Consider the following 26,004-nt stretch of genomic DNA (forward strand, 5'->3'; position numbering starts at 1 on the left):
GGGCTCCTCAGAACGACGCCGACCAGTGCGGCAGCGGCGCACCGGGGACGGGGGAACGGAAGGTGGGCAGCGAGGTCCCGCCGAGCGAGCCGACGTAGACGGTGCGCAGGTCGGGGCCGCCGAAGGTGATGCTGGCCATGCGCGGGGCCAGGCCGTCACCCGGTTTGGCGCCGAGGGCGGTGCCCGCGCCGCTGTCCTGCGGGTTCTTCCGCGCGGCCTCCTTGACCGCGCGGTCGCCGTCCTCCCAGATCGTGAGGACGTCGCCCTCCGGCGTGATGGCGACCAGCTTGTCCTGGCCGATGAGGGTGGTCCACAGGTTGCCGTGAGCGTCGAAGGCGAAGCCGTCGGGGGCGCCGTAGAGCCGCTCCGGCCCGTAGACCTCCCGGCCGGTGAGCGTGCCGCCGGCCTCGACCCGGAACCGGGTCATGTGGTCACCCCCGGTCTCGGCGACGTAGAGCCACTGCCCGTCGGCGCTGAAGCGCAGCTCGTTGGTGCCGGCGAGGTCGGTGGCGACCACGCTCGCCTGCGCCTGCTCGCCCGGGACGAAATCGTCGATCACGGCGATGTAGCCGTCGGACTCGACGGCGTCTCCCCGGTGGCGCCACGCCTCGGCCGAGGCCGTGACCGAGAACCACAGCCGGCCCTCGGCGTCGATCGCCGGGAAGTTCGCCTTGCCGATCGGCCGCACCTGGCCGTCGGGCCAGACCACCGAGTCCGCGACCAGCGACCAGTGCCCGTCGCGGGTCAGGTGCTCGACGACGTTGGTGCCGAAGTTGGCGACGACCAAGTCGCCGCTGGCGTCGAAGCACAGCCCGTTGGGCATGGAGAAGCCCTGGTTGCCGTCGATGTTCGGGTTCTCGTCCGGCGCGAAGGGCCCGCCGCCGTCGGTCGGGCGGATGGTCTCCTGGCCGCCGTCGGGCCGGATGTGCACGACCCCGCCGCCGAGGTCGGCGACCCACAGGTCCCCGGACGGCTGGGCCAGCACGCACTCCGGACGGCGTAGCCCGGTGCCGGTGAGAGTGATGTCGGCCGGGTCCACCGACCAGCCGGCGAGGGGGTTGGCGGTCATTCGACGGGCTCCCCGGGGGCGACGGCGTCCTGGGCGCCGATCCAGACAGTGCGGACGTTGGTGAACTCGCGGATGCCCTCCTCCGACAGCTCGCGGCCGTAGCCGCTGCGGCGGGTGCCGCCGAAGGGCAGCCGGGCGTCGGAGGCGACGACGGCGTTCACGAACAGGGCGCCGGAGGTGATCCGCCGGCCGACGGCGAGCGCCCGGTCGACGTCGCGTGACCAGACGCTGGCGCCCAGGCCGAAGGGGCTGTCGTCGGCGAGCCGGGCGGCTTGGTCGTCGTCGAACGCGCGGATCACGGCGGCGACCGGGCCGAAGGTCTCCTCCTGGAAGACGGCCATGTCCGGGGTGACGTCGGCGAGCACGGTCGGTGCGAAGAAGGCACCGGGTCCCTCCGGACGCTTTCCGCCGGCGACGACCGTGGCCCCGGCCGCGATCGAGGAGTCCACCTGCCGCTGCAGCGCCGTGACCTGCTCCTCGCGCGCCAGCGGCCCGATCTGGGTGGCCGGGTCGTGCGGGTCGCCCACGCGCAGCGCGGCGACCTCCTCGGCGAAGCGGTGGGTGAACTCGTCGGCGATCGCGTCGGCGACGACGAAGCGCTTGGCGGCCAGGCAGGACTGCCCGCTGTTCAGGAACCGGGAGCGCACCGCCATCCGCGCCGCCAGCGCCACGTCGGCGTCGTCCAGCACGACGAAGGGGTCGGAGCCGCCCAGTTCCAGGACGGACTTCTTGATGACGCGGGCGGCGGCCGAGGCGACCGCCGCACCGGCGCGCTCGCTGCCGGTCAGCGTCACCGCGGCCACCAGCGGGTGCTCGATGATCCGCGTGGTGACGTCCGCGACGTCGGCCTCGTCGACCAGCAGGGTCGTGAACAGCGCGGCAGGAGCACCGACCGCAGTCGCCGCGTCGCGGAAGACCTCCTCCGCGGCGAGGGCGCAACCGGTCACGGAGGGCGCGTGCTTGAGCAGCGCGGCGTTGCCCGCGGCCAGTGCGGGCGCGGAGAAGCGGACCACCTGCCAGAACGGGAAGTTCCACGGCATCACCGCGAGCACGACCCCCACCGGCTCGTGGGAGACCCAGCTGCGCGCGGCTGGCGTCTCAACCTCCCGGTCGGCGAGGAACTCCGGCGCCTTCTCCGCGTAGAACCGGGCGGTCCAGGCGCACTTGTCGACCTCGGCGAGGGCCTCGGCGACCGGCTTGCCCATCTCGTCGGTCATCAGGGCGGCCAACTCCTCGCGGCGGGCGGTGAGCCGGTCGGCGACCGCCTCCAGCAGCGCCGTCCGCAGGGCCCAGTCCGACGTACGCCACGAGGTAAAGGCGGTGTGCGCAGTCCGCACCGCCTGCTCGATCTGCTCGGCGGTGTGCGTCGGCCAGGAGCCGACCTGCTGGCCGGTCGCCGGGGACGTGCTCGTCAGGATCCCCACGTCATGCCCCCACGGTCGGGACGCCGGGCGCGACGCCGCGCACCGCGTCGGACAGGAACTTGACCCCGGCCTGGCTGGTGAAGCCGCCGTCGACGGCGATCTCGGCGCCGGAGACGTACCGGGACTCGTCGCTGACCAGGTACACGACCAGGTACGCGACGTCCTCGGGCGCGCCGTTGATGCCGAGCGGGTTGGCCTCGAGCTGTGCCTGGCGGAACGTCGCCGGGGCGTTGGCCACCATCGGCGTCTCGATGTACCCGGGGTGCACGAGGTTGGAGCGGATGCCGAGCGGTCCCAGCTCCAGGCTGGCCACCTTCGCCAGGCCGCGCACCGCCCACTTGGAGGCGGTGTAGGCCACGGTGTAGTGCGGAGTGAGTGCTGCGGCGCTGCCGATCGTGACGATCGACGAGCCCGGCGACATCAGCGGCACCAGCGCCTGGATGCCCAGCAGCGGACCGGTCGTGTTCACCCGGAACATCCGCTCCCAGTCGGGCAGCTCGACGTCGAGCAGCCGGGCACGGTGGGTGAGGCCGGCGTTGTTGACCAGGCCGTGCACCTGCCCGTACCGCTCCCCCAGCTCGGCGGTGAGTGCCGCCCAGCCGGCCGGGTCGGCCACGTCCAGCTGCCGGTAGACGATCGCCTCCCCGTGCCCGTCGAGCTCGCCGGAAGCGACATCGTCCGGCGCGACGACGTCGGTCGCCACGACGATCGCTCCCTCGGCGGCCAGCGCCCGGGCCTCGGCGGCGCCCTGGCCCCGCGCGGCACCGGTGACGACGACGACCTTGCCGGAGACGCGGCCGCTCACGCACGCACCCCCGTCCGGGCCTGCAACTCGGCCAGCGGGGTGGCCCGAGGGATCGGGCTGCGCTCGGGGGCCGCCGCAACGACCGTGGTGGCGATCGAGCCGAGCCGGTCGACCTCCATCGTCACCGTGTCACCGGGTTGCAGCGGCCGCGGCTCCTGGCGACCGGCCCGGCCCCAGGCCTCCGCGAGCGAGCCGCCCGAGCAGGTGCCCGAGGCGATCAGGTCACCGGCCCGCACCCACGCGCTGCGGGAGGCGTAGCTCACGAGCTGCTCGAACGACCAGCCCATGTGCGCCAGCGAGTCCTGGCCGAAGACAACCCCGTTGACGTACACGGTCATGGTCAGGTCCAGCCGGTCACCGACCCGCGCCGGCTCCAGCTCGTCCGGCGTGACCAACCACGGGCCGATGGTGGTGGCGAAGTCCTTGCTCTTGGCCGGCCCCAAGCCGCCCCTCATCTCGTGCCGCTGGACGTCGCGCGCCGACCAGTCGTTGACGACGAGGTACCCGGCGATGTGCTCCCGGGCCTCCTCAGGGGTGAGGTCGCGGCCGTCCCGGCCGATGACCACGCCGACCTCCAACTCGAAGTCCAGTGCCTGGTCCTCCGGCAGGCCGGCCACCGGCTCGTCCGGGCCGACGACCGCGTGCGGGCTGCCGTAGAGGTAGGTGGGCTGCTGGTGCCAGGCCGCCAACGCCGTCTCGGCGTTCCCGGTCATCGCCGCCGCACCCTGCACGTGCTGCTCAAAACTCACGAAGTCCCGGAAGCTGGCCGGGCGCACCGGCGCCAGCAGCCGCGCGTCGGCCAGCGCCATCCCCGGGGCGTCGTCGCCGGGCGCCTGGCGGGCGATCGCGGCGGTCAGCAGGTCGGTGCCCGGGGGGAAGAGCCGCAGCGTGGCGCCGGAGTACGCCTGCGCCACCACCGCAGCCGACACGTCGCCGGCGGCCGTGTCCTCCACTTCCTGGACCACGAGCCCGACCCGTTCCTGGCCGTCGACCTCGATGCGTGCGTACCTCACGAGTGGGCTCCGCTCAGACGTCGAGGACGGTGGTGAAGACCCGCTCCCGGTTGGCCAGCGCCGGGATGGCCTTGCCGAGGGCGTGCTCCTCGAAGTGCGGGTAGGTGGCGTGCTTCTTGAAGGCGTCCTCGTCGTCGTAGACCTCGAAGATCTTGAAAACGGACGGCTGCTCGGGGTCCTGGTGGACGACGTAGGTCTGGCAGCCGGGCTCGTTGCGCGAGGCGGGGGCCAGAACGGTGAGCGCCTCGCGGACGACGTCCTCCTTGCCGGGCTGCGCGGTCCAGGTGGCGGAACAGACGAATGCCATTGCGTTCTCCTCAGTTGTCGGTCTGGTGGTTCGGGTCAGTAGGGGCCGGCGAGGATCTCCATCGACGACCGCATCAGTCCGGCCGGATCGGCTCCGGGGGTGTCGGGCTCGACCTCCCACCGGGCCAGCTGCACGGAGTTGTCGACGACCATCGCCGCGCGCTGCTGCCGGCGCTCCATGAACAGGCAGAGCACCGTGTCGACGGGGTGGCCGTCGCCGATCAGCTCGGCCAGCACGATGGCGTCCTCGGCGGCCATCGCCGCGCCCTGGGCGAGCATCGGCGGGCAGGCGTGCGCGGCGTCCCCGATCAGCAGGACGCGGCCTTGGTGCCAGGGCCCGTCGATCAAGAGCGCGTCCAGCGATCGGTAGTCGATCGTGGTGTCCGGTCCCATGCTCGCCCGGATGGCCGGCCACAGTCCGCCGTAGCCCTCTGCCCGCTCGGCCATCAACTCGTGCAGCGGCCGGTCGCCGTAGGACTCCAGGCGCCGGTCCTCGTCGAGGACGTAGGCGTACATGCGGTCCGGGCTGATCGGCGCGTAGCCCGCCTTGTAGCGGGGACCGCCGTAGTACAGCTCGGCGCAGTCCATGCCGGGCTGGCGCGGGCCCTCCATCCGCCAGATCGCCATGCCCACCGGTCGCCGCCGGGCCTCGACGCCGATCAGCGAGCGGACGGTGGAGTGCTGGCCGTCGGCGCCGACGACGAGGTCGACGACCTCCCGTGAGCCGTCGGAGAGGGCCACTGCGACACCGGCGTCCGCCCCGTCGTCCTCGATGGCCTCGACGGCGGTGCCGAGTCGGACGTCGGCGCCGGAGTCGTGCACGTGCCGGCTGAGGACCTCCTGCAGCAGGAAGCGCATCGAGCCCATGGTCGGGGGGAGGTCGTCGCCACCCAGCGGCGGGGAGACGATCTCCTGGATCAGCTCGCCGTCCACGGTGCGCATGCGGAGCCGGTCGAACGGAGCGCCGGCGGCCACGACCTCGTCGGCCACGCCCACGTCGCGCAGCGCCCGCAGCGCGTTGCCCTGGATGGTGATGCCGTGGCCGATGGCCTTCCACTCGCTCTGCCGCTCGACGAGGACGACGTCGAGGCCGCGCTGCCGGAGGGCCAGGGTGAGCACCGAACCTGCGGTGCCACCACCGACCACGAGCACGCGGCGAACGGGTTGGTCCATGAGGTGCCCTCCGGGGCGGTGTCGGTGTGTGCCCGCTCACCATTGGTCGTGGCGGGTGCGGTGAGAAGAGCGTCTCCGGGATCGCAGCCATGGCTGCGGCCGATACCTGACCGGCCCCACGGGGAGCGGTCAGCCGGTAGCAGGGTCGGTCAGGGCGCCGGGATCCACCGCACGGCGAGCTCCTCGGTGGATGCGGCGAACCGCTGCAGGTGGGACCCGACCACGTCGGTGATCCGGTCCAGTCCCTCGGCGTCCTCCGCCGATGCCTCGAGGACGAGGGTGGGACCGACGGGTTCGAGCGTCACCGACATCCCGGGGCCGTCCAGCCGGCCGACGCCGGTGGTCTCGTCGACCGAGCCCTCCAGGCGGCGGCCGAGGTGGCTGACCAGCTGCTTGACCCAGCGCTCGGGGCGATCGGTCGGTACCTCGGCCCGCGCGTGCAGCGTCATCACGTGGTCCGGACGCCGCGGCTGCGGCCGAGGTAGTGCGACAGCCCGACGGCGACGAGGAGCGCCGCGCCGTTGAAGACCGGGCTGGCCCAGGTGCTGGCTCCGGACAGCGTCAGGCCGCTGACGCTCACCGACACGAACAGGACGCCGATGATGGTGCCGACCACGTTGAAGAAGCCGGGCCGGACGGCGGTGGCACCGAGGAAGGCCGCCGCCAAGGCCGGGAAGAGCAGCCCGGTGCCCGGGTCCGCGGTTGCCGACCCCGACCGGGCCAGGGCCAGCACGCCGACGAGCCCGGCGAGGGCGCCGGCGAGCACGAACGTCGTCCACACCGACCGCTGCACCCGGATGCCCACCAGCGCCGCGGACCGGGGGTTGGAGCCGATCGCGTACAGACCTCGGCCGAACGGCGTCTGGGCCAGCAGGTACCAGAGCAGCGCGGCGATGAGGGCGACCACGTACACGACCTGCGGTACGCCGAGCAGCGTCGTCGACCCGAACTGGGCCAGGCGCGGGTCGAGCCCGTTCACGATGGCCTGGCCGCCCGTGTACCACTGGATGAGGCCGCCGAGCAGCGTCGCCATGCCGAGCGTGGTGACGAACGAGTTGAGCCCGAACCGCGTGACCAGCAGACCGTTGAGTCCGCCGATCAGGACACCCACGCCGATGCCGACGGTCATGGCCAGTCCCAGCGGCAGGTCGTTGAAGCTCATCAGGCCCGCGGTGAGGACCGTCGAGGTCGCGGCGATCGCGCCGAGCGAGAAGTCGAAGTAGCCGCAGACCAGCGGCAGGATCACCGCCAGGGCCAGGAGGGCCACGGTCGCCTGGTTGCCGAGGAGGACGCTGGCGTTCTGCTGGGTGAAGAAGATGTCGCCGCTGGCAGGGTTGAACGAGAAGAACGCCGCGACGGCGACCAGCAACAGGAGCAGGGCGTGCCGCTCCAGCAACCCCTTCACCCCGCCGTGGGCCCCTGCCGTGGACACCGGTGGCGAGATCCGGTCGTCTGCTCCGGTGTCGCCAGAACCCGGGGACTGCAGGGGTGGAGTGTCGGTGACGCTCATCGGGATGCTCCCTGGAGGGTCGGGGACGGCGGCTCGGTCGTGCTCTGGGTGAGGACCGTCAGGTGGTCGGGGGTGAGCTGGGCGCCGGAGACGTGGGCGGCGACCCGGCCGTCCTGGAGGACGATCACGCGCTCGCAGAGGCTGCACAGTTCGAGCAGGTCCGAGGAGGCGACCAGGACGGTGCACCCGCCCGCGGCCGCCTCCTGCACCGTGCGGTAGATGTCGGCGCGGCTCATGACGTCGACGCCCTGCGTGGGCTCGTCGAGCAACAACAGCGACGGTTGCCGCTGCAGCCAGCGGGCCAGGACGACCTTCTGCTGGTTGCCGCCCGAGAGAGAGGTGAACGGCGCGTCGGCGGAGGCGGCCCGCACGCCGTACCGGGCCACGAGGTCCGCGGCGTCGGCCCGCTCCTGACGCTGGGACATCCCCCAGAGGCGCCAGTACTTCCGGCGCACCGTGACGCTGAGGTTGTCCCGGATGGTGAGCTCCGCGAACGCGGCCTCTCCTGCACGGTCCTCCGGCACCATGGCAACACCGGCCTCCATCCGGGTCCGGGGGTCCCCGTCGGCGTGCACCCGGCCGGCGGCGTCGCGCACCGTGACCCGGCCGGACGCCGGGCGGTGCTCGCCGAAGATGGTCCGCAGCAGCGAGCTGCGGCCCGATCCCACGAGCCCCGCGACGCCGACGATCTCGCCCCGTCGCAGTTCGAGGTCCACACCGCGCAGCGGGCCGCCGTGCAGGTCCTGTACCCGCAGGACGACGTCGTCGTCCGCGGCGGCAGTGGCAGGCTCGGCCGCCGGCCGGTCGTCGGCGGGCACGGGGGTGTCCCCGTCGAGCGCCCCCGGCACGACGCTCTCGTCGATGGTCCGGGCGAGCGCGGCGCCGGTCATGTGCCGCACGAGTTCGTGCTCGGTGGGGCGCTGGCCCACCAGAGCGGCGACGGTCCGGCCGTCGCGAAAGACGGTGAAGTCGTCGCAGACCGACAGGACCTCAGGCATGCGGTGGCTGACCATCATCACGGTCTGCCCCTGGTCGGCACGGCGCCGCACGGCCTCGAGCAGCACGTCGGACTCGTGCTGCGGCAGGGTGGCCGTCGGCTCGTCCAGGATGAGGATCAGCCGCTCGTCGCCCTCCTGGTCCTGCAACGCTCGGCAGATCGCGACCAGCGTGCGCTGCGCGGGCCGGAGGGCGCCGACCGGGGTCCGCGGATCTGCGTCGATCTCGTAGGTGGTCAGCAGCTCGGCGACGCGACGGTGCAGGTTCCGCCACTGGACGCGGCCACCCGGGCCGGTGGGGTAGCCGGCGTCGAACGCGAAGTTCTCGGCGATAGACAGCTGCGGGAAGAGGCCGAGGTCCTGGTGGACGAATCGGAGACCGGCGGCGCGACCGGCGCGCGGGTCGTAGGCGTCGACGTCCCAGGCGGTGCCGGCGACCTCGATGCGGCCCTCGTCCCCGCGGTGCACCCCGGCGAGCACCTTGATGGTGGTGCTCTTCCCGCAACCGTTGCCGCCCACGAGAGCGTGGACGGTGCCGTGGCGGAGCGCCAGGTCGGCCTTGTCGAGGGCCAGCGTCGCGCCAAAGCGCTTGGTCAGGCCGGCCACGCGGAGGACGACGTCGGTCGCTGCGGGAGCCTTCGGGCTCGCGGTCTCGGTCATGGGTTCTCCCTCCCGGCCGGTGGCCGCCGCGACGGGCGGCCACCGGCCGGACTGAGTGACGGGACGAGGATCAAACGCCCCAGACCTCGCGGTAGGCGGCTTGGTAGTCGACGTCGCCGGTGAAGGGCTCGCCGGCCGCGGGCAGGTTGTTGTCGGCGTCGACGACCTTGACGCCGGAGCCCTGCGGGAGCGGCTCCTCGCCGTTGAGCAGGCGGATCGCGGTGTCGACCGATCCCCAGCCGCCCCACTCCGCGGGGATCGTGACAGCAGCGTCCAGGCCGCCGTCGTTGCGGATGAGGTCGAGGTTGGGCCCGGCGCCCAGCGTCGAGACGACGTTCAGGTCGGCGGACTTGCCGGAGGCGATCACCGCCTGGGCGAGGCCGACGTTGACGACGCCGCCGACCGGGAAGTAGACGGAGTTCACGTCCGCTGCCTGCAGGAGGGCGGTGGAGAAGGTCTGCGGCAGGGAGCCGCTGCCGACGTCCTGGTTCGAGTACTCGAGCGTGTCGACGATCTCGCACTCCGAGCAGGTGGCGAGCTCGTCCTCGAAGCCCTGGGCGAGCCAGGGACCCCACACGGGGTCGGTGAAGGTCAGCTGGAGGACCCTGGCCTGTCCGTCGGTCTGGCCGATCAGCCAGTCGGCTGCCAGCTTGCCCTGCAGCTCGAAGAATGCCTGGGCGTCCACGCCCTCGAGTTCGATGCGCTCGCTGCCCCACAACGGCTGGCCGCCGGCCGCGTCGCAGTCCACCCCGCCGCCGCCGACGACGGTGACGCCGGCGTCCTTGGCCTCCTGGAAGGGCTGCTGGACGGACGGGCAGTCGATGCCGATCGGGATGATGACGTCCGCTCCGGCGCTGACCGCCTGACGCACGCACGTGCCCCACCCGTTGGGGTTGAGCTGACCGTCGCAGACGTTGACGGACCACCCGGCGGCCTCCCCCGCTTCGCGGGCAGCGGCCGTCGGGACGGCGCACCCCGGCACCTGCTCACCGCAGGAGACGACCCAGAGGTTGACGCCCTCCGGCGGGGTCGTGGTGGCGGTCGGCGGGGTGCCCATCTCGCCCTCGTAAGCGATCTGCAGCGCCTCCTGGGCCTCGGACGAGGCCGACTCGGCGCCGCCGTCGGAGCCGGAACCGGAACCGGAACCGGAAGCGACCTCCGAGGGAGAGCTGCAGGCCGACAGCAGGATGGCGAACACGAGCGCCAGGACGGCGCCGAGGCCGTACCGGCGCGGGGACTGGGACATGGGTCCTCTTTCTCTGGACGGCGGGACGGGAGAGAGGCCCGGTCGGACCCGTGGTCGGGGTGACGCAGGTCTCGCGAGCTAGATCACAGAGAAGCGCGAGCAGGACCCGACCGGAAATCACGATCCGCGATGGAATCCATGCCGCTGACCGATGCGCGGCCGCGACGAGGGATGTCGACGCCCCGCCGAGGCGTCCCCCCGGAGTCCCGCCGGCCCGCCAGGTACGAGCCGGATGGGGTGCTCAGGCCGGCGGCTGGCCGATCAGCTCGACGAGGTTCCCCTCCGGGTCGTGGACCCAGGCGAACCACCAGCCCTCCTCCGGGGAGGGGCTGGGAGCGGACACGTCGGACCCGCCGAGGGCGATCAGCCGGGCGTGCGTCGCGACGAGGTCAGGGACGACGAACGCGACGTGTCCGAAGCCCCAGGTCGCCGCAGCCTGGACCGGCGTGGCCGCCCGCAGCCCGGGGGCCCCGTCGCTTCGGGCGAGCAGCTCGAACCGGCGTCCCTCGTCGTCGACGAGCATCACGATCCGGAGGTCCAGCGCCTCCAGCGCCAAGCGGACCTGCTCCCGGTAGCCGAAGGCGCGCACGTACCAGTCGGTCATGCCGTCCAGGTCGCGGACGTTGAGCCCGACGTGGTCGAGACGCGCTCGGTCTACCGCAGCCATCAGGTCTCCCGTCGTCCGCGCCGGCGTGGCACCGCGGGTGGCGGCGCGACGCTAGGCGGACGCACCCGGATCCGACCCCGCCGATCCGGCCATACCAGGTATGAGCAGCCCCGCCTCGGCCGGGGACGGGAGGTGCGGACGCGCGCCCACGGGGTCGTGGGCAGCGAGCTCCGCCGCCACCTCCTCCAGGATCCCGACGAACCACTGGTGCCCCGCGTCGACCGCGCGGGAGGAATGCCACCACGCCGTCTCCAGCATGTCCACGAACCCGAAGGGCGGCTCGACCTGCAGCAGCCGCTCGTCGGTGCGGAACCGGACGGCGAGCCGCTCGGGAACGACGGCCACGGCGTCCGTGCCGACGACAGCGAATGGGAGCAGGAGGAAGCCACGGGTCTTCAGCGCCACCCTGCGGACGACGCGCAACTGGTCGAGGACCCGGTCGATCGGCGTCACGGCCTCGTGGTGGAACACCGTCACCGCGTGCGGCATGGTGCGCAGCGCCTGGAGGTCGATGCCGCCGTCCCGCAGGTAGGAGTTGCCCCGGTCCACCAGGCAGACAAGCCGGTCGTGGAAGAGGAACGTGTGCTCGCCGGCGAACCCGAACCCCAGTGGGCCGACCACCACGTCGTACCGGAGCAGCGCCCCGGGCGAATTCACCAGGTCGGACGGCAGGTCCACGAACCCGAGCCGCACCGACGGGGCGTGCTCGCGCAGCCTTCGTCGGAGCGGCTCCAGCAGCACCGTCATCGCGTAGTCGCTAGCCGTCACGGTGAACAGCCGGTTACTGCGCTGCGGATCGAAGGCGCCCGCGACCCGCAGCGCCTCACGCATCAACCGCAGGGCCTCCTGCACCTGAGGAAGCAGGTCCCGGGCCAGCGGGGTCAGCTCGTACTCCCGCCCGACGCGGACCAGCAGCTCGTCGTTGAAGTGACGCCGGTACCGGCCGAGGATCCCGCTCATCGCCGGCTGGGCGATGCCCACCTTGGCGCCGGCCCGGGTCAGGTTCTCCTCCTCGAGGAGGGCACGCAGGGCGGCCAGCGTGTTGAGGTCGAGGGCACCGAGGTCCACCGCGCCTCCTCATCCGGGACATCGTTGTCCGAACCGGCAGCTGAAGACGCCGTCGCCGGTCGCTGAGCAGCATATTGTCGGCCGCGGCCGATCGCGCCGTAGCGGAAGGGGGCAGGGTGCCCGGGACCCGGGGTGTCGACTTCAACCTCCTGGTGGCCCTCCGCGCGCTGCTCGAGGAGCGCAACGTCACCCGCGCGGGGGTGGCGGTCAACATGAGCCAGCCCGCGATGAGCGCGGCGCTGGCACGCCTGCGCGAGCACTACGGGGACGACCTGCTGGAACGGCAGGGACGCACGTACGAGCTGACGCCACTGGCGGAGGAACTGCTGCCTCAGGTCGCACGAGCGCTCGACGCGGTGAGCACTGCGCTGGAGCCGTGGGCCGGCTTCAATCCCACGACGAGCACCCGCCGGTTCACCGTCTCGGGGTCGGACTACGCGCTGGCCGTCCTGGTTGAACCCCTGATGACCGTCGTCCACCGGCGGGCGCCGGGGATCACCGTGGACTTCGGACCCATCTGGACGCCCGGCAGTGACCTGACCGCCCACCTCCTGCGACGCGATCTCATGATCGCGGCGATGGGCTACGACTTCCCCGGGCGGCGGCAGGTCGTCTTCTCCGACCGTTTCGTGTGCATCGTCGCCGCGGACAACCCGCGGCTGCGCCACGGGCGACTCACGCACCAGGACCTCGGGGAGCTGCCCCATGCCGCGGCGTTCGGCGGAGGACTCCCGACGCCGGCTGACGCGGTCCTCGCCGAAGCCGGCATCACCCCGCACGTCGAGGTCTCCGTCCAGGGCCTGCTGGCCCTGCCATTCGCCGTCTCCGGCACCGACCTCTGCGCGTTCGTCCCGGAGCGGCTGCTCGACCGCTGCCCGGCCAGCCTCGACCTGGCAGTCGCTGAGGTGCCGCTGGAGGACCCGGAGCTGGCCGAGGCCGCGCACTGGCACCCGTCGCGGGAGAGCGACCCGAGCGTGGCGTGGCTGCGGGGCGTCCTGCAGGAGGTCTCCGCCGCCCTCGGCCACGACGTGCGCACCTCCTGACCGCTACGCATCACGCCAACCATGACTGGTATGGCCGTCGTCCATTTCCACGACCCGCGTCACCCCGCCTACCGTCACCAGCGACCCCGGCCGCACGCGCGGCCCGGCCCTGCAAGGTAGGAGGACCGCCTTGACCGCCCGACCGATCACCCACCTGCGCCACGTCGACCTGGCCGTGCCGGACTTCGACAAGCAGCTGGCGTTCTACACGACGACGTGGGGCCTGACGCAGGTCGCCGACGACAACGGCATCGCCTTCCTGGCGGCCGAGGGATCGCCGGAGCAGTACGTCGTCCGGCTCCGCCGCGGCGAGAAGCGGATGGACCTCATCTCGTTCGGCGCCGCCAACGCGACGGACGTCGACGCGCTGGCCGCACAGCTCATCGCCGACGGCGTCCAGATCGTCCGGGAGCCCGACAAGCTCGACACCCCTGGAGGCGGCTACGGCTTCCGCTTCTTCGACGTCGACGGCCGGGTCGTCGAGGTCTCCAGCGACGTCGAGCTGCGCCGGCACCGCAAGATCGAGGAGCGCGAGGCCATCCCGGTCAAGCTCTCCCACTGCGTCGTCAACTCCCCCGACCCGACGCGGATGCGGGACTGGTACGCGCAGCACCTCGGCTTCCGCCTGTCCGACACGCTGGTCTCCCCGCACATGGGCGACCTCATGTACTTCATGCGCTGCAACGACTGGCACCACAGCTTCGCCATCGCCCGCGGCCCGCACGCCTCGCTGCACCACGCCTCGTTCGAGATGCGCGGCCTCGAGGAGTGGATGCGCGGGACCGGGAAGATGCTCCGCGCCGGCGCCCGCCTGACCTGGGGTCCGGGCCGGCACCTGGCGGGTGACAACACGTTCTCGTACTTCCACGACCCGCACGGCAACACCATCGAGTACACGACCGCGATCGCCACGATCGACGAGGACACCTGGCACCCGGGCCTCCATGACGTCACAGACCCGCTGACCCAGGACCAGTGGGGCACGTCCGACCCGATGAGCGAGTCGGTCGCCAGTACGTCCTTCAACGACCCCGACGTCCTGTTCACCCCTCCACCGGTCTGACTCCCAGCGGATCGGCGTGCAGCCCTGACAGGACCCGGCCGAGGGCTGACCGGCGACCCACTCCCGTCGGACGGCGCGGCCACCGGAGGAACGTCCTGTGGATCCGGGCAGTGGTGGGGCTGTCGGCCGTCACCGTGCTCGGCGGCCCGACCGGGCGAGGTACCGGTTGGGCCGACCGCGCCGATCCGCTGGCCCTCTCGGAAGGCACGCCCCCTTGTTCTTCGCCACCCATCCCAGGATCGCCAAGCTGGCTGCTCGGGTCTTCCAGCGCATCGCCCCCATCGCCTTGGCGAAGGCCGCGCCCGCAGTACGGTTCGCAGAGGTCGCGGCACGCAGTGAGGACCTCGTCGCGCCGACGCGCTTGGGTCCGGCGCCGGTCAGGGCCTACTACCCGCCGGACGACGGCGGCTCGCCGGCCGTCTACGTCAATTTCCATGGCGGCGCGTTCATCGTCGGACACCCCGATCAGGACGACCCCTGGTGCCGTTACCTGGCCGCGGCGGCCGGCGTGGTGGTCCTCAACGTGGACTACGTGCTCGCGCCGCAGCATCCGTTCCCGGCCGCAGCACACCAGGCCTTCGACGTGCTCCGCTGGGCCGCTGAGGCAGGCGTCGAGCACGGTTGGGACGGTGCGCGCCTGGCGGTGGGCGGGCAGAGCGCCGGCGCTTCGCTCGCGGCCGCGGCCGCACGGCAGGTGTCGGAGGCGGGCGCTCCCCCGCTTGCCCTCCAGGTGCTGAACTACGGGCCCTTCGACCTGGCCGGCGACCCGGTCCACAAGCACAGGCCAGTGCCCAAGCCCATGCTGCCCATCCCCGTCATAGACCTGTGCATGGGCGCCTACCTGCCCCATCCCTCGCAGCGACGGCACCACCTCGCGTCACCTGTCTTCAGCGACCCCGAGGAGTTGAGGGGCATCGCCTCAGCGCTGGTCGTCACAGCTGAGCACGACCGCCTGCGGGCCGAGTCGGAGACCTACGCGCAGCTCCTGGATCGGGCAGGGGCTCTGCAGGAGCTCGTGATCGTGCCCGGTGCCGACCACGCCTACAACCTCGTGGCCAAGGACGGCCGCCAGACCCGAGAGATGTATGACGCCATCTCGGCTCGCGTCCGTCACTCGCTGAAAGCCTGACCGGACGCGAGGCTGCCTGGCGCCACCCCGCGCGGCTGCAGTGCCGGTGGCGACCGAGCGGCGCCGGCCGGACCCTGATCACTGCCGAACACACCGATCAGGGCTGTGCAACCTCCGATGCCGACGCCACCGCCCGCTACGCCGCGCGGGTCACCAGGTCGCGCAGCCAGCCGGGTTCGGGGTCGTTGTCGACGACGGGGTGCCACCACATGGCCTCGATCAGCGGCCCCTGCGCTGGTGGCGCAGGGCGTCGAGCGAGACGAGGAGGTTGAGGTCCACCCTCACGACCGCGACGGTATCGACGCCGGTGATGCGAGGCATCAGGTATTTCGACTTCCCAACCCAGGGGAGCTCACCGACTGTGGCGTGCGTCGCTTCGAGGAGGACCCGATGTGCCCGACCGCATGAGCCCCGCCGATCTCGACCGCTCCGACCCGGAGGGGGCGATCGCCGCGGCGGTGAAGCGATGCTCGAACTGGGGCCGCTGGGGCGCCGACGACGTGCTGGGCACGCTGAACTTCCTGGACGAGGCCAAGCGCGTCGAGGGTGCGCGGCTGGTACGGCGCGGGGTGAGCTTTTCGCTCGCCCAGTCGTTCGACATGAACGGCCCGCAGCGGGGCTGGCGGCGGCGGACGAACCCGGTGCACACGATGCTCGACACCGGCACCGACGCGGAGCGCGGCGCGCAAGGCTTCCCGCACGGCATCGGTGGCGCCGATGACGTGGTCTTCATGCCGCTGCAGGCCTCCACGCAGTGGGACGGCCTCGGCCACATCTTCGACCACGGCAACGCCTGGAACGGCCGCCGCGCCGGTGACGTCGTGACCAGTGACGGCGACAAGGTCACCGGCATCGAGACCGCCGCCTCCCTCATCGCCGGACGCGGCGTGCTGCTGGACGTCGGCCGCGCGGTCAGCACCGACGGCGGACTGCCCGACGGCTTCGCCATCACGTCCGAGCACCTCGAGGCCACCGTCGCCGCCCAGGGCCCGAGCGCCCGGGTCGGCCGCGGAGACCTGGTCTGCGTGCGCACCGGCCGGCTGGCCCGCGCCCGCCGGGAGGGCTGGGGCGACTACGCCGGCGGGGACTCCCCCGGGCTGAGCTTCACCACCGCCGAGTGGCTGCACGACACCGAGATCGCCGGTATCGCCACCGACACCTGGGGCTTCGAGGTGCGGCCCAACGAGTTCGACGTCGCCTTCCAGCCGCTGCACCAGGTCGCCATCCCGAACATGGGTCTGTTCATCGGCGAGATGTGGGACCTCGACGCGCTGGCGGCCGACTGTGCCGCCGACGACGTGTGGGACTTCTTCCTCACCGCCGCACCGCTGCCCGTGACCGGCGCCGTCGGCGCCCCGGTCAATCCCATCGCCGTCAAGTGACAAAGGAGTCCTGACGTGTCTGCCGTCGACAACGTCCTGGTGGTCGGCGCCGGCCTCGCTGGCACCGCCACCGCCATCCACCTCGCCTCCTCCGGGGTCGCGGTCGACCTCGTGGAGATCAAGCCCGAGGTGACCGCCCTCGGCTCCGGCATCACCCTGCAGGGCAATGCGCTGCGCGAGCTGCGCGCCCTGGGCGTGCTGGACGAGTGCATCGCCGAGGGGTGGACGTCGGAGGGTCTGGTCCTGCGTGCGCCCTTCGCGCCGGACGCCACGGTCATCGCCCGGATGCCCAACGTCCGGTCTGGAGGGCCCGACCTGCCCGCCAGCATGGGCATGTACCGCCCCGATCTGGCCCGCATCCTCATGGGCCGGGCGGAGCAGGCGGGCGTCAAGACCCGGTTCTCCTCCACGATCCAGGAGCTCGAGCAGGACGGCGTCGGCGTCGACGTCCGGTTCACCGACGGGTCCACCCGGCGCTACGACCTCGTGGTGGCCGCCGACGGTGTGCGGTCGTGGACCCGCCGCATGCTGCAGATCCCGCTGGAGACGCGGTCGGTCGGCATGGGCATCTGGCGGGTGTTCGCGCCCCGCCCCGCCGAGGTGGAGAACTCGGAGTTCTACTACGGCGGCCCCTGCTACATCGCCGGGTACACCCCCACGGGGACGAACTCGGTGTACGCCGTCCTGGTCGAGGATGCCCAGGACCGGACGACCGTGAGCCCGCAAGAGAAGGTCGCGATCGTCCGGCAGCTCTCGGAGGCCTACCACGGTCCGTGGGATGAGATCCGGGAGTCGATCACCGACCCCGAAAAGATCCACTACACCTGGTTCGAGGAGCACCTGCTCGACGCACCGTGGCACCGCGGCCGTGTCGTCCTCATCGGGGACGCGGTCCACACCTGCCCGCCGACCCTCGCCCAGGGCGGTGCGCTCGCCCTCGAGGACGCCTCGGTCCTCGCCGAACTCCTGACCTCCGCCGACAGACTGGACGACGACCTCCTGTCCCGTTTCGCCGCCCGCCGCCACGACCGCGTGAAGACGGTCGTGGACGCCTCCCTGCAGCTCGCCCGGTGGCAACTCGCTCATGAGCAGGGCGACGTGCCGGCCCTCATGGGGCGGATCGCCGCTCTCACCAGCCAGCCGGCCTGAAGCACGACCGAGGGGAACCGCCATGACCGAGCGCCTGATCACCCACCTGCGGCACGTCGACCTGGCGGTGCCCGATTACCAGACCCAGCTGGACTTCTACACCAACGCCTGGGGGCTGAAGGCGGAGCACAGCGACACCGGCCTGACCTTCCTCGCCGCTGAGGGCAGTCCGGAGCAGTACGTCGTCCGGCTGCGGCAGTCCGCCGACAAGCGGATCGACCTCATCTCCTTCGGTGCCAAGGACGCGGCCGACGTCGACACCCTCGCCGGGCAGCTGGCTCGCGACGGGGTACGGCTGGTGTCCGAGCCCGGTGACCTGCAGACCCCCGGCGGCGGGTACGGCTTCCGGTTCTTCGACAACGAGGGCCGGACCGTCGAGGTCAGCTCCGACGTCGGCGTGCGGCAGCACCGCGCCATCGAGGAAGGCGAGTCGATCCCGGTCCGCCTCTCGCACGTCGTGATCAACTCTGCCGACCCCGAGGGCACCCGGGCGTTCTACGAGAAGCACCTGGCCTTCGCCCTGTCCGACACCCTGATGCACCCGCACATGGGCGAGATGATGTGGTTCATGCGGGTCAACAGCTGGCACCACAGCATGGCCATCGCCCGCTGCCCGCACCCCTCCCTGCACCACGCCTCCTTCGAGCTGCGCGGCCTCGACGAGTACATGCGCGGCACCGGCCGGCTGCTGCGCGCCGGCGTGGAGAAGATCTGGGGTCCCGGCCGGCACCTTGCCGGTGGCAACACCTTCAGCTACTTCCTGGACCCGTCGGGCAACACGATGGAGTACACGACGGAGCTCGAGGAGATCGACGAGGACACCTGGCACCCGCACCTCTACGACTCCACCAACCCCGATGTCGCCGACCAGTGGGGCACCGCCAACCAGATGAACGAGTTCGTGGCGACGAAGTCGTTCAACGACCCGGACAAGGGCCTGTTCGTGGCCCCTCCGGTCTGAGGGTCGAGGTTCGTCAGATGCGCTTTGCCACCTGGGAGGCGGAGGGCCAGGTACGCGCCGGTGTCCTCAGCGACGCCGGTCTCCATGAGCTCCCCGCGCGGACGACGGTGCTCGACATCGTCCGCGCGGGGCTCCCCCACGCGCTCGACGCGGGCGCCGCCGCGCTGGACGGCCCGGCGGTGCCGGTCGGGTCGGTCCGACTGCTGCCGCCGCTGGACCCGCCCACGGTGCGGGACTTCGTCGCCTTCGAGGAGCACGTCGAGGGCGTGCGCAAGGCCATCGACGGGCAGGCCGGCGTCGTCCCGGAGTGGTACGAGGCGCCGACCTTCTACTTCACCAACCCCTACGCCCTGGTCGGCGCCCACGACGACGTGGCCGTCCCGCCGGGTTCGCAGCGGTTCGACTTCGAGCTCGAGGTCGCGGTCGTGGTCGGCCGGGACGGCGCCTCGCTGACCCCGGAGCAGGCCCGGGAGCACGTCTTCGGCTACACCGTCCTCAACGACTGGTCGGCCCGCGACCTGCAGGCCCGCGAGATGAAGGTCAGCCTCGGTCCGGCGAAGGGCAAGGACTCGGCGAGCACGCTGGGCCCGTGGCTGGTCACCGCGGACGAACTCGAGCCGTACCGGGACGACGAGGGCTTCCTGGCGCTCGACATGCGCGTCTCGGTCAACGGCGCCGAGGTCGGCCAGGACCTGCTGTCCAACATGGGGTGGCCGTTCGAGGAGCTGATCGCCTACGCCTCGCGCGGCACCTGGGTGCGAGCCGGGGACGTGCTGGGTTCGGGCACCTGCGGCAACGGCGGCTGCCTGGCCGAGCTGTGGGGCCGCCGCGGTGAGCTGTCCCCTCCCCCGCTGGAGCCGGGCGACGTCGTGGAGATGACCGTCGAGGGCATCGGCTCGATCCGCAACCGCGTCGTCCCCGGCCTCGAGCTGCCCCCCGTCCGCGCGGCGCGGCCGCGGCCGCGCACCCGCAAGCGGCCGTCATGAGGATCGCCGCCCAGGTCCAGTCGATCCCAGGGGCCATCCCGCTCGGCCGGGTCGGCGCCCCGGAGGAGGTCGCCCGCTGCGCCCTCTTCCTCGCCCCCGACGAGGCCGCCTACGTCACCGGCGCCAATCCCGAGATGGACGGCGGCTGGTCCGCCGTCCTGCCCGGGGCCTACTGACCCCACGAGAGGACGAGTTAGTGTTCGAGTACTTCCCCGGCAACTACGTCTGGAACCTCGGCGTCGTCGCCGCACTCAACTCCGGCGGGCTGATCGACGAGGTCGACCGCGCCTGCCGGCCGATCAGGGAGGCCGCTCAGCAGGGCGAGGACGCCGGCACCCAGGACTTCCTGCGCGCCTGGAGAGCGCTCACCGACCAGCTCGTCGGCCAGGCCGAGGAGGCCGAGAACGCGGGGCACACGCGCACCGCCGGGGAGCTGTACTTCCGGGCCAGCAACTACCTCTGCCAGGCCGAGCGGATGCTGTCCAAGTCCGACCCCGACAGAGTGCCCACCTACAAGCGGGTGCTGGAGCTGGCGCAGAGGTCGTTCGAACTCCGGGACCCCCGGATCAGCCGGGTCGAGATCCCGTATGAGGGGACCACGCTGCCGGCCTACTTCAGCCAGGCGCCCGCCGCCGACGACGGCCCGGTGCCGGTCATCGTCCTCGTCAACGGGCTGGACTCGGCGAAAGAGCACATGTACGGCTCGGGTCACTGGGCGGAGCTCGCCGCCCGGGGCATCTCCTGCCTGATGCTCGACCAGCCCGGCACCGGCGAGGCCCTGCGGCTGCAGGGGCTGACCGCGCGCATCGACACCGAGGCCTGGGCCAGCGCAGCGGTCGACTGGCTGGAGACGCGCGAGGACGTCGACACCTCCCGGATCGGCATCGTCGGCTGGTCGCTGGGCGGCTACTACGCCCCCCGCGCGGCCGCCTTCGAGAAGCGCCTCGCACTGTGCGTCGCCTGGGGGGCCAACCACAACTGGGGCGCCGTCCAGCGCCGCCGCCTCGAGCGCGAGGGCGAGCGGCCGATCCCTCACTACTGGGAGCACGTCCTGTGGGTGTGGGGTCACGACGACCTGGACCGCTTCATCGAGTTCGCCGACGACGTCCACCTCGACGGGGTCGTGGAGCACATCACCGTGCCCTTCCTCATCGCGCACGGCGCCAACGACCGGCAGATCCCGCTGGAGTACGCGCACCGCTCCCACGAGCAGGCGGTCAACAGCCCCAAGCGCGAGCTGCGGGTCTTCACCCCCGACGAGGGCGCGACCGAGCACATCGGCCTGGACCACCTGCCCTACGTCAGCACGTTCGTCGCCGACTGGGTCGCCGACACCTTCGCCGAGCTCGACTCCACTCGGGGCTGACAGGAGAGGACTGCCACCATGCCCATGCTCTTCGTGAACCTGCCGGTCCGGGACCTCACGGTCGCCCGAGACTTCTACGGCGCCCTCGGGTACCGCTTCCACGACCACTTCTCCGACGAGGGCACGGCCGCCGTGGTGGTGGCCGACGACATCGCGGTCATGCTGCACACCCGGGACCGGTTCGCCGACCTCGTGGCGGGCAAGGTCGGCGACCCCTCGCGGGAGACGACGGCGGTGCACAGCCTGTCCGTGGAGTCCCGGGCCGAGGTCGACGACCTGGTGCAGCGTGCGCTGGACGCCGGCGGCAAGCCCTGGCTGCCGTCCCGCGAAGGCAACGGGGGGTACCGCGGCAGCTTCACCGACCCTGACGGAAACGTCTGGGAGGCCATCTGGCTGGGGCAGCAGCACGTCATCAACTGACGGGTCATCCCGCCCGACCGAGGACCCGCCGGTCCCGGCGGCGGTCGCCGCCCACAACCCCCCTGTGGGGACGTCCCGACCCAAGCCGTAGGAGGAGCACATGCCCGGCCCTGAGGTGGTCAGGACCCGTGTCGGGATTGTGGGAGGAGGCCCGCCGGGCTGCTGCTCTCCCACCTGCTCGCCGCGGCCGGGATCGACAACGTGGTGGTGGTAGAAGAACGGCCTCGTCATCGGCGTGGAGGTGAGGGGACTCGTACCTCTGACCCCCACGCTGCCAGGGCGGCCGGTAGGGGTCCGCGGTCGTCCGCCGCCGTCAGCTTCCGCAGGTCAAGGGCGAATGCCGTCGTCAGCGAACAGCTGCGGACAACTGCGAACGTCGTCAGTTGGCCACCATCGTGGCACCACCGCGGAGCCGTATGATGGTCCGGGCAGCGCAGCCCGTTCCCCCCGGTCATTTGCGAACGACGGGACCGGCGTGGATCTTCTTTATGAAACCGGGCTCGGGCGGGGCCGCCGATGCCAATGGCGACGCCGCCGAGCTTGAGCACTTCTCGTCGTGACCGCCGGCGACAAGCGTCGCGACCAACGGGGCGTCCGCGCTCGCGCGCGACGCGCGGATCAATGGCTCGATTGCCGCGCCGACCTTCGCCGCGCGCCAGTGGTTGGGCGCATCGTCAGCTGGGCATTCGGGCTGGCTCGGCTGTCGGGGTGGCCGGTCGGCTCGTTGGCCCGTAGCCGGGTAGGTGAGCGGCTGTCGTCGCTTCACTCCTCCGGCAGTGGGAAGACCAGGCAGGTGCTGGACGCGGTAGCGATCAACCTGCCGTCCTCGTCACGTGCCTCGCCGCCGGCGAAGGCGGCGCGACGGCCCGGTTTGGTGACCCGCCCGGTTGCGGTCAGCTCCCCCTCTCCCTGCCGGACGGGGCGCAGACAGCTGACCTTGATCTCGAGGCTGGTGAAGCCAACGCCCGCAGGCAATGTGCTGTGGACTGCGCAGCCGGCGACGGAGTCCAGCAGTGTGCAGACGAGTCCCCCGTGGACCACGCCGATGGGGTTGTACGCCGACTCGTCCGGCCGGCAGCGGTACTTAACCATCCCCTCGCCCACGGAGACAGCGGTCATAGCCATGAACCCGCCGATCGGAGCTGGCGGCAGCCGGCCGTCGATCATCGCCTGCAGGTACTACTCGCGCCCGCTGAGAATGGGCATCGCGCGAGCGCCGATCATGGGATCCCACCATGAGACGGTCTTCGATCGCGGTCGTCCTCAGCCTTCGGAGGGGGGTGACTCTGCGTGGGAGCTCATGCCGCCTCCCGCGGTCGATCGTGCTGGAACGCCGCGGCGACTGGAGTCGACTGGACGGGCCGGGCCAACACCGCGAGGCACACCGCCCCTGCGGCGACGAAGAGCGTGATGATCACGAGGATGCCGTACCGGAATGGGGTCAGCGGATCTGCGGCCGGGGCACCGAGGGCCGCCACCAGCCCCGCCACGCCGAGCACCGTGCCGACCTGGCGGGCCATGTTCAGCACGCCGCTGCCGGTGCCCAGGCGCGCCGCGGGCATCCCCACGCTGCCCGCCCCCAGGAGCGACGGGATCGCCAGCCCGACCGCGGCGCCGCCGAGCAGTTGAACCGGCAGTAGATGAGTGAGATAGGCAGGCTCAGCCTGGAGCAGCGTCAGCCACAGGAGCTGCGCCACGGCGCCGACCCCGCAGCCCAGGGCGGCGACGCGCCCGACCCCACCCAGGAGCGGAATCAATCGGGGCGCGACCAGCCTCGCGAACGGCAGCACCATCAGCGGCCCCGGGGCGATGGCCAGCCCCGCCTGCAACGGCGAGTACTGCCAGACACCGGTGAGGAACTCCACCGTGTGGAGGAGGAAGGCGCCGAAGCCCGCGTAGTAAAGCACCGACGCCGCCCCGGCGCCCGCGAAAGCCCGGGACCGGAACAGGCCGGGCTCGAGCACCGGCGCCGGGTGACGCGACGAGCGGAGGACCAGCACCCCCGTGCAGAGCGCTGCTGCGAGCAGCAGGCCCCCGAAGCCTGCCGACGCCCAGCCCCAGTCCGGCGCCATGACCAGGGCGCCGGCGACCGACCCGACAGCGAGCGCCAGGAACAGTGCGCCCAGCAAATCGGGGCGAACCCGGCGCGCATCGTCCCGACTCTCGGGTACCAGGCGCAGTGCGAGCAGGATCGCTACGACGCCCACCGGCAGGTTCACCCAGAACACCCAGCGCCAGCCGATCTCGACCAGTCCGCCACCGATGACAGGACCCAGGGCAGCACCCAGCGCGCCGAGTGCGGACCACGATCCCAGCGCCCGGGCACGCTGCTCCACGGGGACGACGGCCAGCAACAAGGACAACGACGCCGGCACCATCACGCCCGCGCCGATCGCCTGCACCATGCGCGCCGCCACCAGCCAGCCCACCCCCGGGGCCAGCCCGCAGAGGAGCGATCCGGCCGTGAACACGGCAAGGCCCGCGACGAGCGCGCGGCGGCGACCTACTTGGTCCGCCCACCGTCCGGCCGGGATCAGCACAGCCGCGAAGACGATCGTGTAGGCGTTGAGGATCCACGACAGCTCCCCCAGCCCCACCCCCGCGTAGTCCTCCGCGATCGACGGGAACGCCAGGTTGACGATGAACAGGTCGAGGCTGGACATGAACACCGCGATCGACAGCACCGCCACGATCGGCGCGGTGCCTCTGGTCGGCCGGGGCCGGCCCCTTGGTCCAGACGAGCGCGTGCCTAGTCCCATTGACCGGCCCCCGGGGTGAGTTGGAATTCTGGATGCACCGTAGCCGGTCTGGATGGGTCCGTCCAGATTTCGGACTGACAGCGGTACGCTGGCGTCATGGCCGCACCGACGGAACCCCGTGTCTGCTCCATGGCCCGCACCCTCGAGGTGGTCGGCGAGAAGTGGGCGCTACTGGCGGTCCGCGAGGTCTTCCTGGGCAACCGCCGCTTCGACGAGATGGTTCGACGCACCGGCGCACCGCGGGACACCCTGACTGCCCGTCTGCGCACCCTGGTTGACTCCGGCGTCCTGCAGCGTCGCCAGTACAGCGACCACCCCCAGCGCTTCGAATACCACCTCACTGCCGCCGGCCGTGAGCTCTACCCGGTCGTCCTGACCTTGCTGAGGTGGGGTGACGAGCACCTCGCCGGTCCCGACGGGCCGCCACTGATCCTCGAGCACGACTGCGGGCACCGCCTGATTCCCGAGGTCTCATGCCGGGCCTGCGGAGAGGTTGTCGATGCTGCGGACGTCACGAAGCGGTTCGCCGCGAGCTCGTGACCTCCGGAAGCGCGACGTCTCCGACTCCCCCGGCACGGTCCACGGCGGTAGCAGGGTCGCTGAACGGGCCACCACGCGGTTCGGCGGGCTCATGACATGAGAACTCCGCGATCGACACGCCTCACCACACCGCTACGGAAGCAGGGGCAGGCTCGCATGAAGGCGTTCATCGTCGATTCCTACGGCACGGACGGACTCCGGGCCGCGGACGTTCCCCAGCCCACCGTGGGCCACCGTGATGTTCTGGTTCAAGTCCGCGCGGCCGGCATCAGCCCCCTGGACAAGATGGTCCGCAACGGGGAGTTCAAGCGACTGCTGAAGTACCGGCCACCGTTCATCCTGGGTCACGACGTCGCCGGTGTCGTGACCGAGGTCGGCACAGATGTGCGTGCCTTCACGGTCGGCGACGAGGTGTATGCAAGGCCCCGCGACCTTCGCATCGGGACCTTCGCCGAATTCATCGCGATCGACGCGGACGACGTCGCACTCAAGCCGCGGTCCCTGTCGTTCGACGAGGCCGGCGCCGTACCCCTCGTCGCTCTGGCGGCGTGGCAGACGCTCCTCGACCTCGCCCACGTCGAGCCCGGCCAGAAGGTGCTCGTCCACGCCGGAGCCGGCGGCCTCGGCTCGACGGTCATCCAGGTCGCCAAGCATCTGGGCGCCCACGTGGCCACCACAGCACGCACCGGCGACCTCGAGAGAGTGCGCGCTCTGGGCGCCGACGAGGTCATCGACTTCACCGAACGGGACTTCGCCGAGGTGCTCTCCGGATACGACGTCGTCCTGGACTCACTCGGCGGCACCAATCTGGAGAAGTCCCTGACGGTCCTCCGGCGGGGCGGCCTCGCCATCAGCGTCGCCGGCCCACCCGACCCCTCCTTCGCCGCCCAGCTCGGACAGCCGATCCTGGCCCCGGTGATGGCGCTGCTCAGCCGTAAGGTGCGCAAGCGAGCAAAGCAACTGGGCGTGCGGTACGTGTTCTTCTTCATGAGAGCGAACGGCGCGCAGCTCGAGGAACTGGCCGCGCTCTACGACAGTGGCACGCTGCGGCCGGTGCTCGACCGCACCTTCCCCTTCGAGGAGACCCTCGAGGCCATGGCGTACGTCGAGCAGGGCCGGGCCAACGGCAAGATCGTCGTCACACGCTGAGCGAGGGCGTCCCGCTCCGCAGCGCCCGCACAGTCCGGCGGGCGACCTCGACGCCGCTCGAGCCGGCGCGCCCACCGGCGAGGCCGGGACCGCCGCCGATCACCCCTGGACGCGCACAGCA

At 71.8% G+C, this 26,004-nt stretch carries 26 protein-coding genes; 12 read left to right on the top strand and 14 right to left on the bottom strand.

All coding sequences use genetic code 11. The features are described 5' to 3' along the window. Positions 1-7: 7 nt before the first annotated feature. The 12 genes from GCU56_RS02630 to GCU56_RS02685 form a co-directional block, all read right to left on the bottom strand. Entirely contained in the window at positions 8-1,069 is a 1,062-nt protein-coding gene (locus GCU56_RS02630; protein WP_163479947.1) for an SMP-30/gluconolactonase/LRE family protein, read from the bottom strand. Continuing rightward, positions 1,066-2,493: an aldehyde dehydrogenase family protein gene (locus GCU56_RS02635; protein ID WP_163479948.1), complete on the bottom strand. Its 1,428-nt coding sequence runs from the start codon at positions 2,491-2,493 to the stop codon at positions 1,066-1,068. The genes GCU56_RS02630 and GCU56_RS02635 overlap by 4 nt, the downstream gene beginning before the upstream one ends. A gap of 1 nt (position 2,494) precedes the next feature. After that, positions 2,495-3,298: an SDR family oxidoreductase gene (locus tag GCU56_RS02640; protein ID WP_163479949.1), complete on the bottom strand. Its 804-nt coding sequence runs from the start codon at positions 3,296-3,298 to the stop codon at positions 2,495-2,497. Next, positions 3,295-4,311: a fumarylacetoacetate hydrolase family protein gene (locus GCU56_RS02645; RefSeq protein ID WP_204331324.1), complete on the bottom strand. Its 1,017-nt coding sequence runs from the start codon at positions 4,309-4,311 to the stop codon at positions 3,295-3,297. Before GCU56_RS02645 ends, GCU56_RS02640 begins: the two co-directional genes overlap by 4 nt. 13 nt (positions 4,312-4,324) lie before the next feature. Further along, entirely contained in the window at positions 4,325-4,618 is a 294-nt protein-coding gene (locus GCU56_RS02650) for a putative quinol monooxygenase (RefSeq protein WP_163479950.1), read from the bottom strand. 35 nt (positions 4,619-4,653) lie between these two features. Continuing rightward, entirely contained in the window at positions 4,654-5,790 is a 1,137-nt protein-coding gene (locus GCU56_RS02655; RefSeq protein WP_163479951.1) for an FAD-dependent monooxygenase, read from the bottom strand. Between the two features lie 149 nt (positions 5,791-5,939). Then, positions 5,940-6,239 (bottom strand): DUF2218 domain-containing protein, encoded by a 300-nt coding sequence (locus GCU56_RS02660; protein ID WP_163479952.1) that lies wholly within the window; start codon positions 6,237-6,239, stop codon positions 5,940-5,942. Further along, positions 6,239-7,300 (bottom strand): ABC transporter permease, encoded by a 1,062-nt coding sequence (locus tag GCU56_RS02665; protein ID WP_163479953.1) that lies wholly within the window; start codon positions 7,298-7,300, stop codon positions 6,239-6,241. The genes GCU56_RS02660 and GCU56_RS02665 overlap by 1 nt, the downstream gene beginning before the upstream one ends. Next, the gene (locus tag GCU56_RS02670; protein ID WP_163479954.1) at positions 7,297-8,955 is read right to left on the bottom strand and encodes a sugar ABC transporter ATP-binding protein; all 1,659 of its coding nucleotides are present in this window, start codon (positions 8,953-8,955) and stop codon (positions 7,297-7,299) included. The genes GCU56_RS02665 and GCU56_RS02670 overlap by 4 nt, the downstream gene beginning before the upstream one ends. Before the next feature lie 70 nt (positions 8,956-9,025). Then, the gene (locus tag GCU56_RS02675; protein WP_163479955.1) at positions 9,026-10,201 is read right to left on the bottom strand and encodes a sugar ABC transporter substrate-binding protein; all 1,176 of its coding nucleotides are present in this window, start codon (positions 10,199-10,201) and stop codon (positions 9,026-9,028) included. Between the two features lie 241 nt (positions 10,202-10,442). Continuing rightward, complete coding sequence (locus GCU56_RS02680) at positions 10,443-10,868, bottom strand: VOC family protein (protein WP_163479956.1); 426 nt, start codon at positions 10,866-10,868, stop codon at positions 10,443-10,445. 51 nt (positions 10,869-10,919) lie between these two features. After that, positions 10,920-11,936 (bottom strand): LysR family transcriptional regulator, encoded by a 1,017-nt coding sequence (locus tag GCU56_RS02685; protein WP_163479957.1) that lies wholly within the window; start codon positions 11,934-11,936, stop codon positions 10,920-10,922. A gap of 116 nt (positions 11,937-12,052) precedes the next feature. On the opposite strand from GCU56_RS02685, the gene GCU56_RS02690 reads away from it, so the two are divergent. The 10 genes from GCU56_RS02690 (at position 12,053) to GCU56_RS02735 (ending at position 21,435) form a co-directional block, all read left to right on the top strand. After that, positions 12,053-12,979, top strand: a complete 927-nt coding sequence (locus tag GCU56_RS02690) for a LysR substrate-binding domain-containing protein (protein ID WP_204331325.1) — start codon at positions 12,053-12,055, stop codon at positions 12,977-12,979. Between the two features lie 130 nt (positions 12,980-13,109). Continuing rightward, positions 13,110-14,042, top strand: coding sequence for a VOC family protein (locus GCU56_RS02695; RefSeq protein WP_163479958.1), 933 nt, complete (start codon positions 13,110-13,112; stop codon positions 14,040-14,042). A gap of 214 nt (positions 14,043-14,256) precedes the next feature. After that, positions 14,257-15,171, top strand: a complete 915-nt coding sequence (locus GCU56_RS02700; protein WP_163479959.1) for an alpha/beta hydrolase — start codon at positions 14,257-14,259, stop codon at positions 15,169-15,171. Positions 15,172-15,575: 404 nt separating this feature from the next. Then, a complete protein-coding gene (locus GCU56_RS02705; RefSeq protein WP_163479960.1) occupies positions 15,576-16,553 on the top strand; it encodes a cyclase family protein in 978 nt (325 codons plus the stop codon). Positions 16,554-16,568: 15 nt separating this feature from the next. Continuing rightward, positions 16,569-17,702 carry an FAD-dependent monooxygenase gene (locus tag GCU56_RS02710; RefSeq protein WP_163479961.1) on the top strand — a complete coding sequence of 378 codons (1,134 nt, stop codon included), beginning with the start codon at positions 16,569-16,571 and terminating at the stop codon, positions 17,700-17,702. 22 nt (positions 17,703-17,724) lie between these two features. Then, complete coding sequence (locus GCU56_RS02715; RefSeq protein WP_163479962.1) at positions 17,725-18,663, top strand: VOC family protein; 939 nt, start codon at positions 17,725-17,727, stop codon at positions 18,661-18,663. Between the two features lie 17 nt (positions 18,664-18,680). Further along, positions 18,681-19,649: a fumarylacetoacetate hydrolase family protein gene (locus tag GCU56_RS02720; protein WP_163479963.1), complete on the top strand. Its 969-nt coding sequence runs from the start codon at positions 18,681-18,683 to the stop codon at positions 19,647-19,649. Further along, positions 19,646-19,825: an SDR family oxidoreductase gene (locus tag GCU56_RS02725; RefSeq protein ID WP_204331326.1), complete on the top strand. Its 180-nt coding sequence runs from the start codon at positions 19,646-19,648 to the stop codon at positions 19,823-19,825. The genes GCU56_RS02720 and GCU56_RS02725 overlap by 4 nt, the downstream gene beginning before the upstream one ends. A gap of 20 nt (positions 19,826-19,845) precedes the next feature. Further along, positions 19,846-21,015 (top strand): alpha/beta fold hydrolase, encoded by a 1,170-nt coding sequence (locus GCU56_RS02730; RefSeq protein WP_163479964.1) that lies wholly within the window; start codon positions 19,846-19,848, stop codon positions 21,013-21,015. Positions 21,016-21,033: 18 nt separating this feature from the next. Further along, positions 21,034-21,435 (top strand): VOC family protein, encoded by a 402-nt coding sequence (locus GCU56_RS02735; RefSeq protein WP_163479965.1) that lies wholly within the window; start codon positions 21,034-21,036, stop codon positions 21,433-21,435. A 762-nt stretch (positions 21,436-22,197) separates the two neighbouring features. Here GCU56_RS02735 and GCU56_RS02740 read toward each other — a convergent pair. Together GCU56_RS02740 and GCU56_RS02745 are read right to left on the bottom strand one after the other, a co-directional pair. Continuing rightward, positions 22,198-22,602 (bottom strand): PaaI family thioesterase, encoded by a 405-nt coding sequence (locus GCU56_RS02740; RefSeq protein ID WP_204331327.1) that lies wholly within the window; start codon positions 22,600-22,602, stop codon positions 22,198-22,200. Positions 22,603-22,733: 131 nt separating this feature from the next. Beyond that, positions 22,734-24,125, bottom strand: coding sequence for an MFS transporter (locus tag GCU56_RS02745; RefSeq protein ID WP_163479966.1), 1,392 nt, complete (start codon positions 24,123-24,125; stop codon positions 22,734-22,736). 165 nt (positions 24,126-24,290) lie between these two features. Between GCU56_RS02745 and GCU56_RS02750 the strand changes: the two genes are divergently transcribed. Beyond that, positions 24,291-24,734 (top strand): winged helix-turn-helix transcriptional regulator, encoded by a 444-nt coding sequence (locus tag GCU56_RS02750; protein WP_163479967.1) that lies wholly within the window; start codon positions 24,291-24,293, stop codon positions 24,732-24,734. 156 nt (positions 24,735-24,890) lie between these two features. Next, positions 24,891-25,883 carry an NADP-dependent oxidoreductase gene (locus GCU56_RS02755; protein ID WP_163479968.1) on the top strand — a complete coding sequence of 331 codons (993 nt, stop codon included), beginning with the start codon at positions 24,891-24,893 and terminating at the stop codon, positions 25,881-25,883. Positions 25,884-26,004 lie beyond the last annotated feature (121 nt).

Origin of the sequence: Geodermatophilus sabuli (assembly GCF_010686765.1) — a bacterium.
GTDB lineage: Bacteria > Actinomycetota > Actinomycetes > Mycobacteriales > Geodermatophilaceae > Geodermatophilus > Geodermatophilus sabuli_A.

Coding starts and splice junctions, on each gene's coding strand:
- GCU56_RS02725 (WP_204331326.1), top strand. CDS start 19,646: ATGAGGATCGCCGCCCAGGTCCAGTCGATCCCAGGGGCCATCCCGCTC.
- GCU56_RS02705 (WP_163479960.1), top strand. CDS start 15,576: ATGAGCCCCGCCGATCTCGACCGCTCCGACCCGGAGGGGGCGATCGCC.
- GCU56_RS02680 (WP_163479956.1), bottom strand. CDS start 10,868: ATGGCTGCGGTAGACCGAGCGCGTCTCGACCACGTCGGGCTCAACGTC.
- GCU56_RS02660 (WP_163479952.1), bottom strand. CDS start 6,239: ATGACGCTGCACGCGCGGGCCGAGGTACCGACCGATCGCCCCGAGCGC.
- GCU56_RS02740 (WP_204331327.1), bottom strand. CDS start 22,602: ATGATCGACGGCCGGCTGCCGCCAGCTCCGATCGGCGGGTTCATGGCT.
- GCU56_RS02650 (WP_163479950.1), bottom strand. CDS start 4,618: ATGGCATTCGTCTGTTCCGCCACCTGGACCGCGCAGCCCGGCAAGGAG.
- GCU56_RS02675 (WP_163479955.1), bottom strand. CDS start 10,201: ATGTCCCAGTCCCCGCGCCGGTACGGCCTCGGCGCCGTCCTGGCGCTC.
- GCU56_RS02630 (WP_163479947.1), bottom strand. CDS start 1,069: ATGACCGCCAACCCCCTCGCCGGCTGGTCGGTGGACCCGGCCGACATC.
- GCU56_RS02670 (WP_163479954.1), bottom strand. CDS start 8,955: ATGACCGAGACCGCGAGCCCGAAGGCTCCCGCAGCGACCGACGTCGTC.
- GCU56_RS02715 (WP_163479962.1), top strand. CDS start 17,725: ATGACCGAGCGCCTGATCACCCACCTGCGGCACGTCGACCTGGCGGTG.
- GCU56_RS02655 (WP_163479951.1), bottom strand. CDS start 5,790: ATGGACCAACCCGTTCGCCGCGTGCTCGTGGTCGGTGGTGGCACCGCA.
- GCU56_RS02755 (WP_163479968.1), top strand. CDS start 24,891: ATGAAGGCGTTCATCGTCGATTCCTACGGCACGGACGGACTCCGGGCC.
- GCU56_RS02720 (WP_163479963.1), top strand. CDS start 18,681: ATGCGCTTTGCCACCTGGGAGGCGGAGGGCCAGGTACGCGCCGGTGTC.
- GCU56_RS02665 (WP_163479953.1), bottom strand. CDS start 7,300: ATGAGCGTCACCGACACTCCACCCCTGCAGTCCCCGGGTTCTGGCGAC.
- GCU56_RS02735 (WP_163479965.1), top strand. CDS start 21,034: ATGCCCATGCTCTTCGTGAACCTGCCGGTCCGGGACCTCACGGTCGCC.
- GCU56_RS02750 (WP_163479967.1), top strand. CDS start 24,291: ATGGCCGCACCGACGGAACCCCGTGTCTGCTCCATGGCCCGCACCCTC.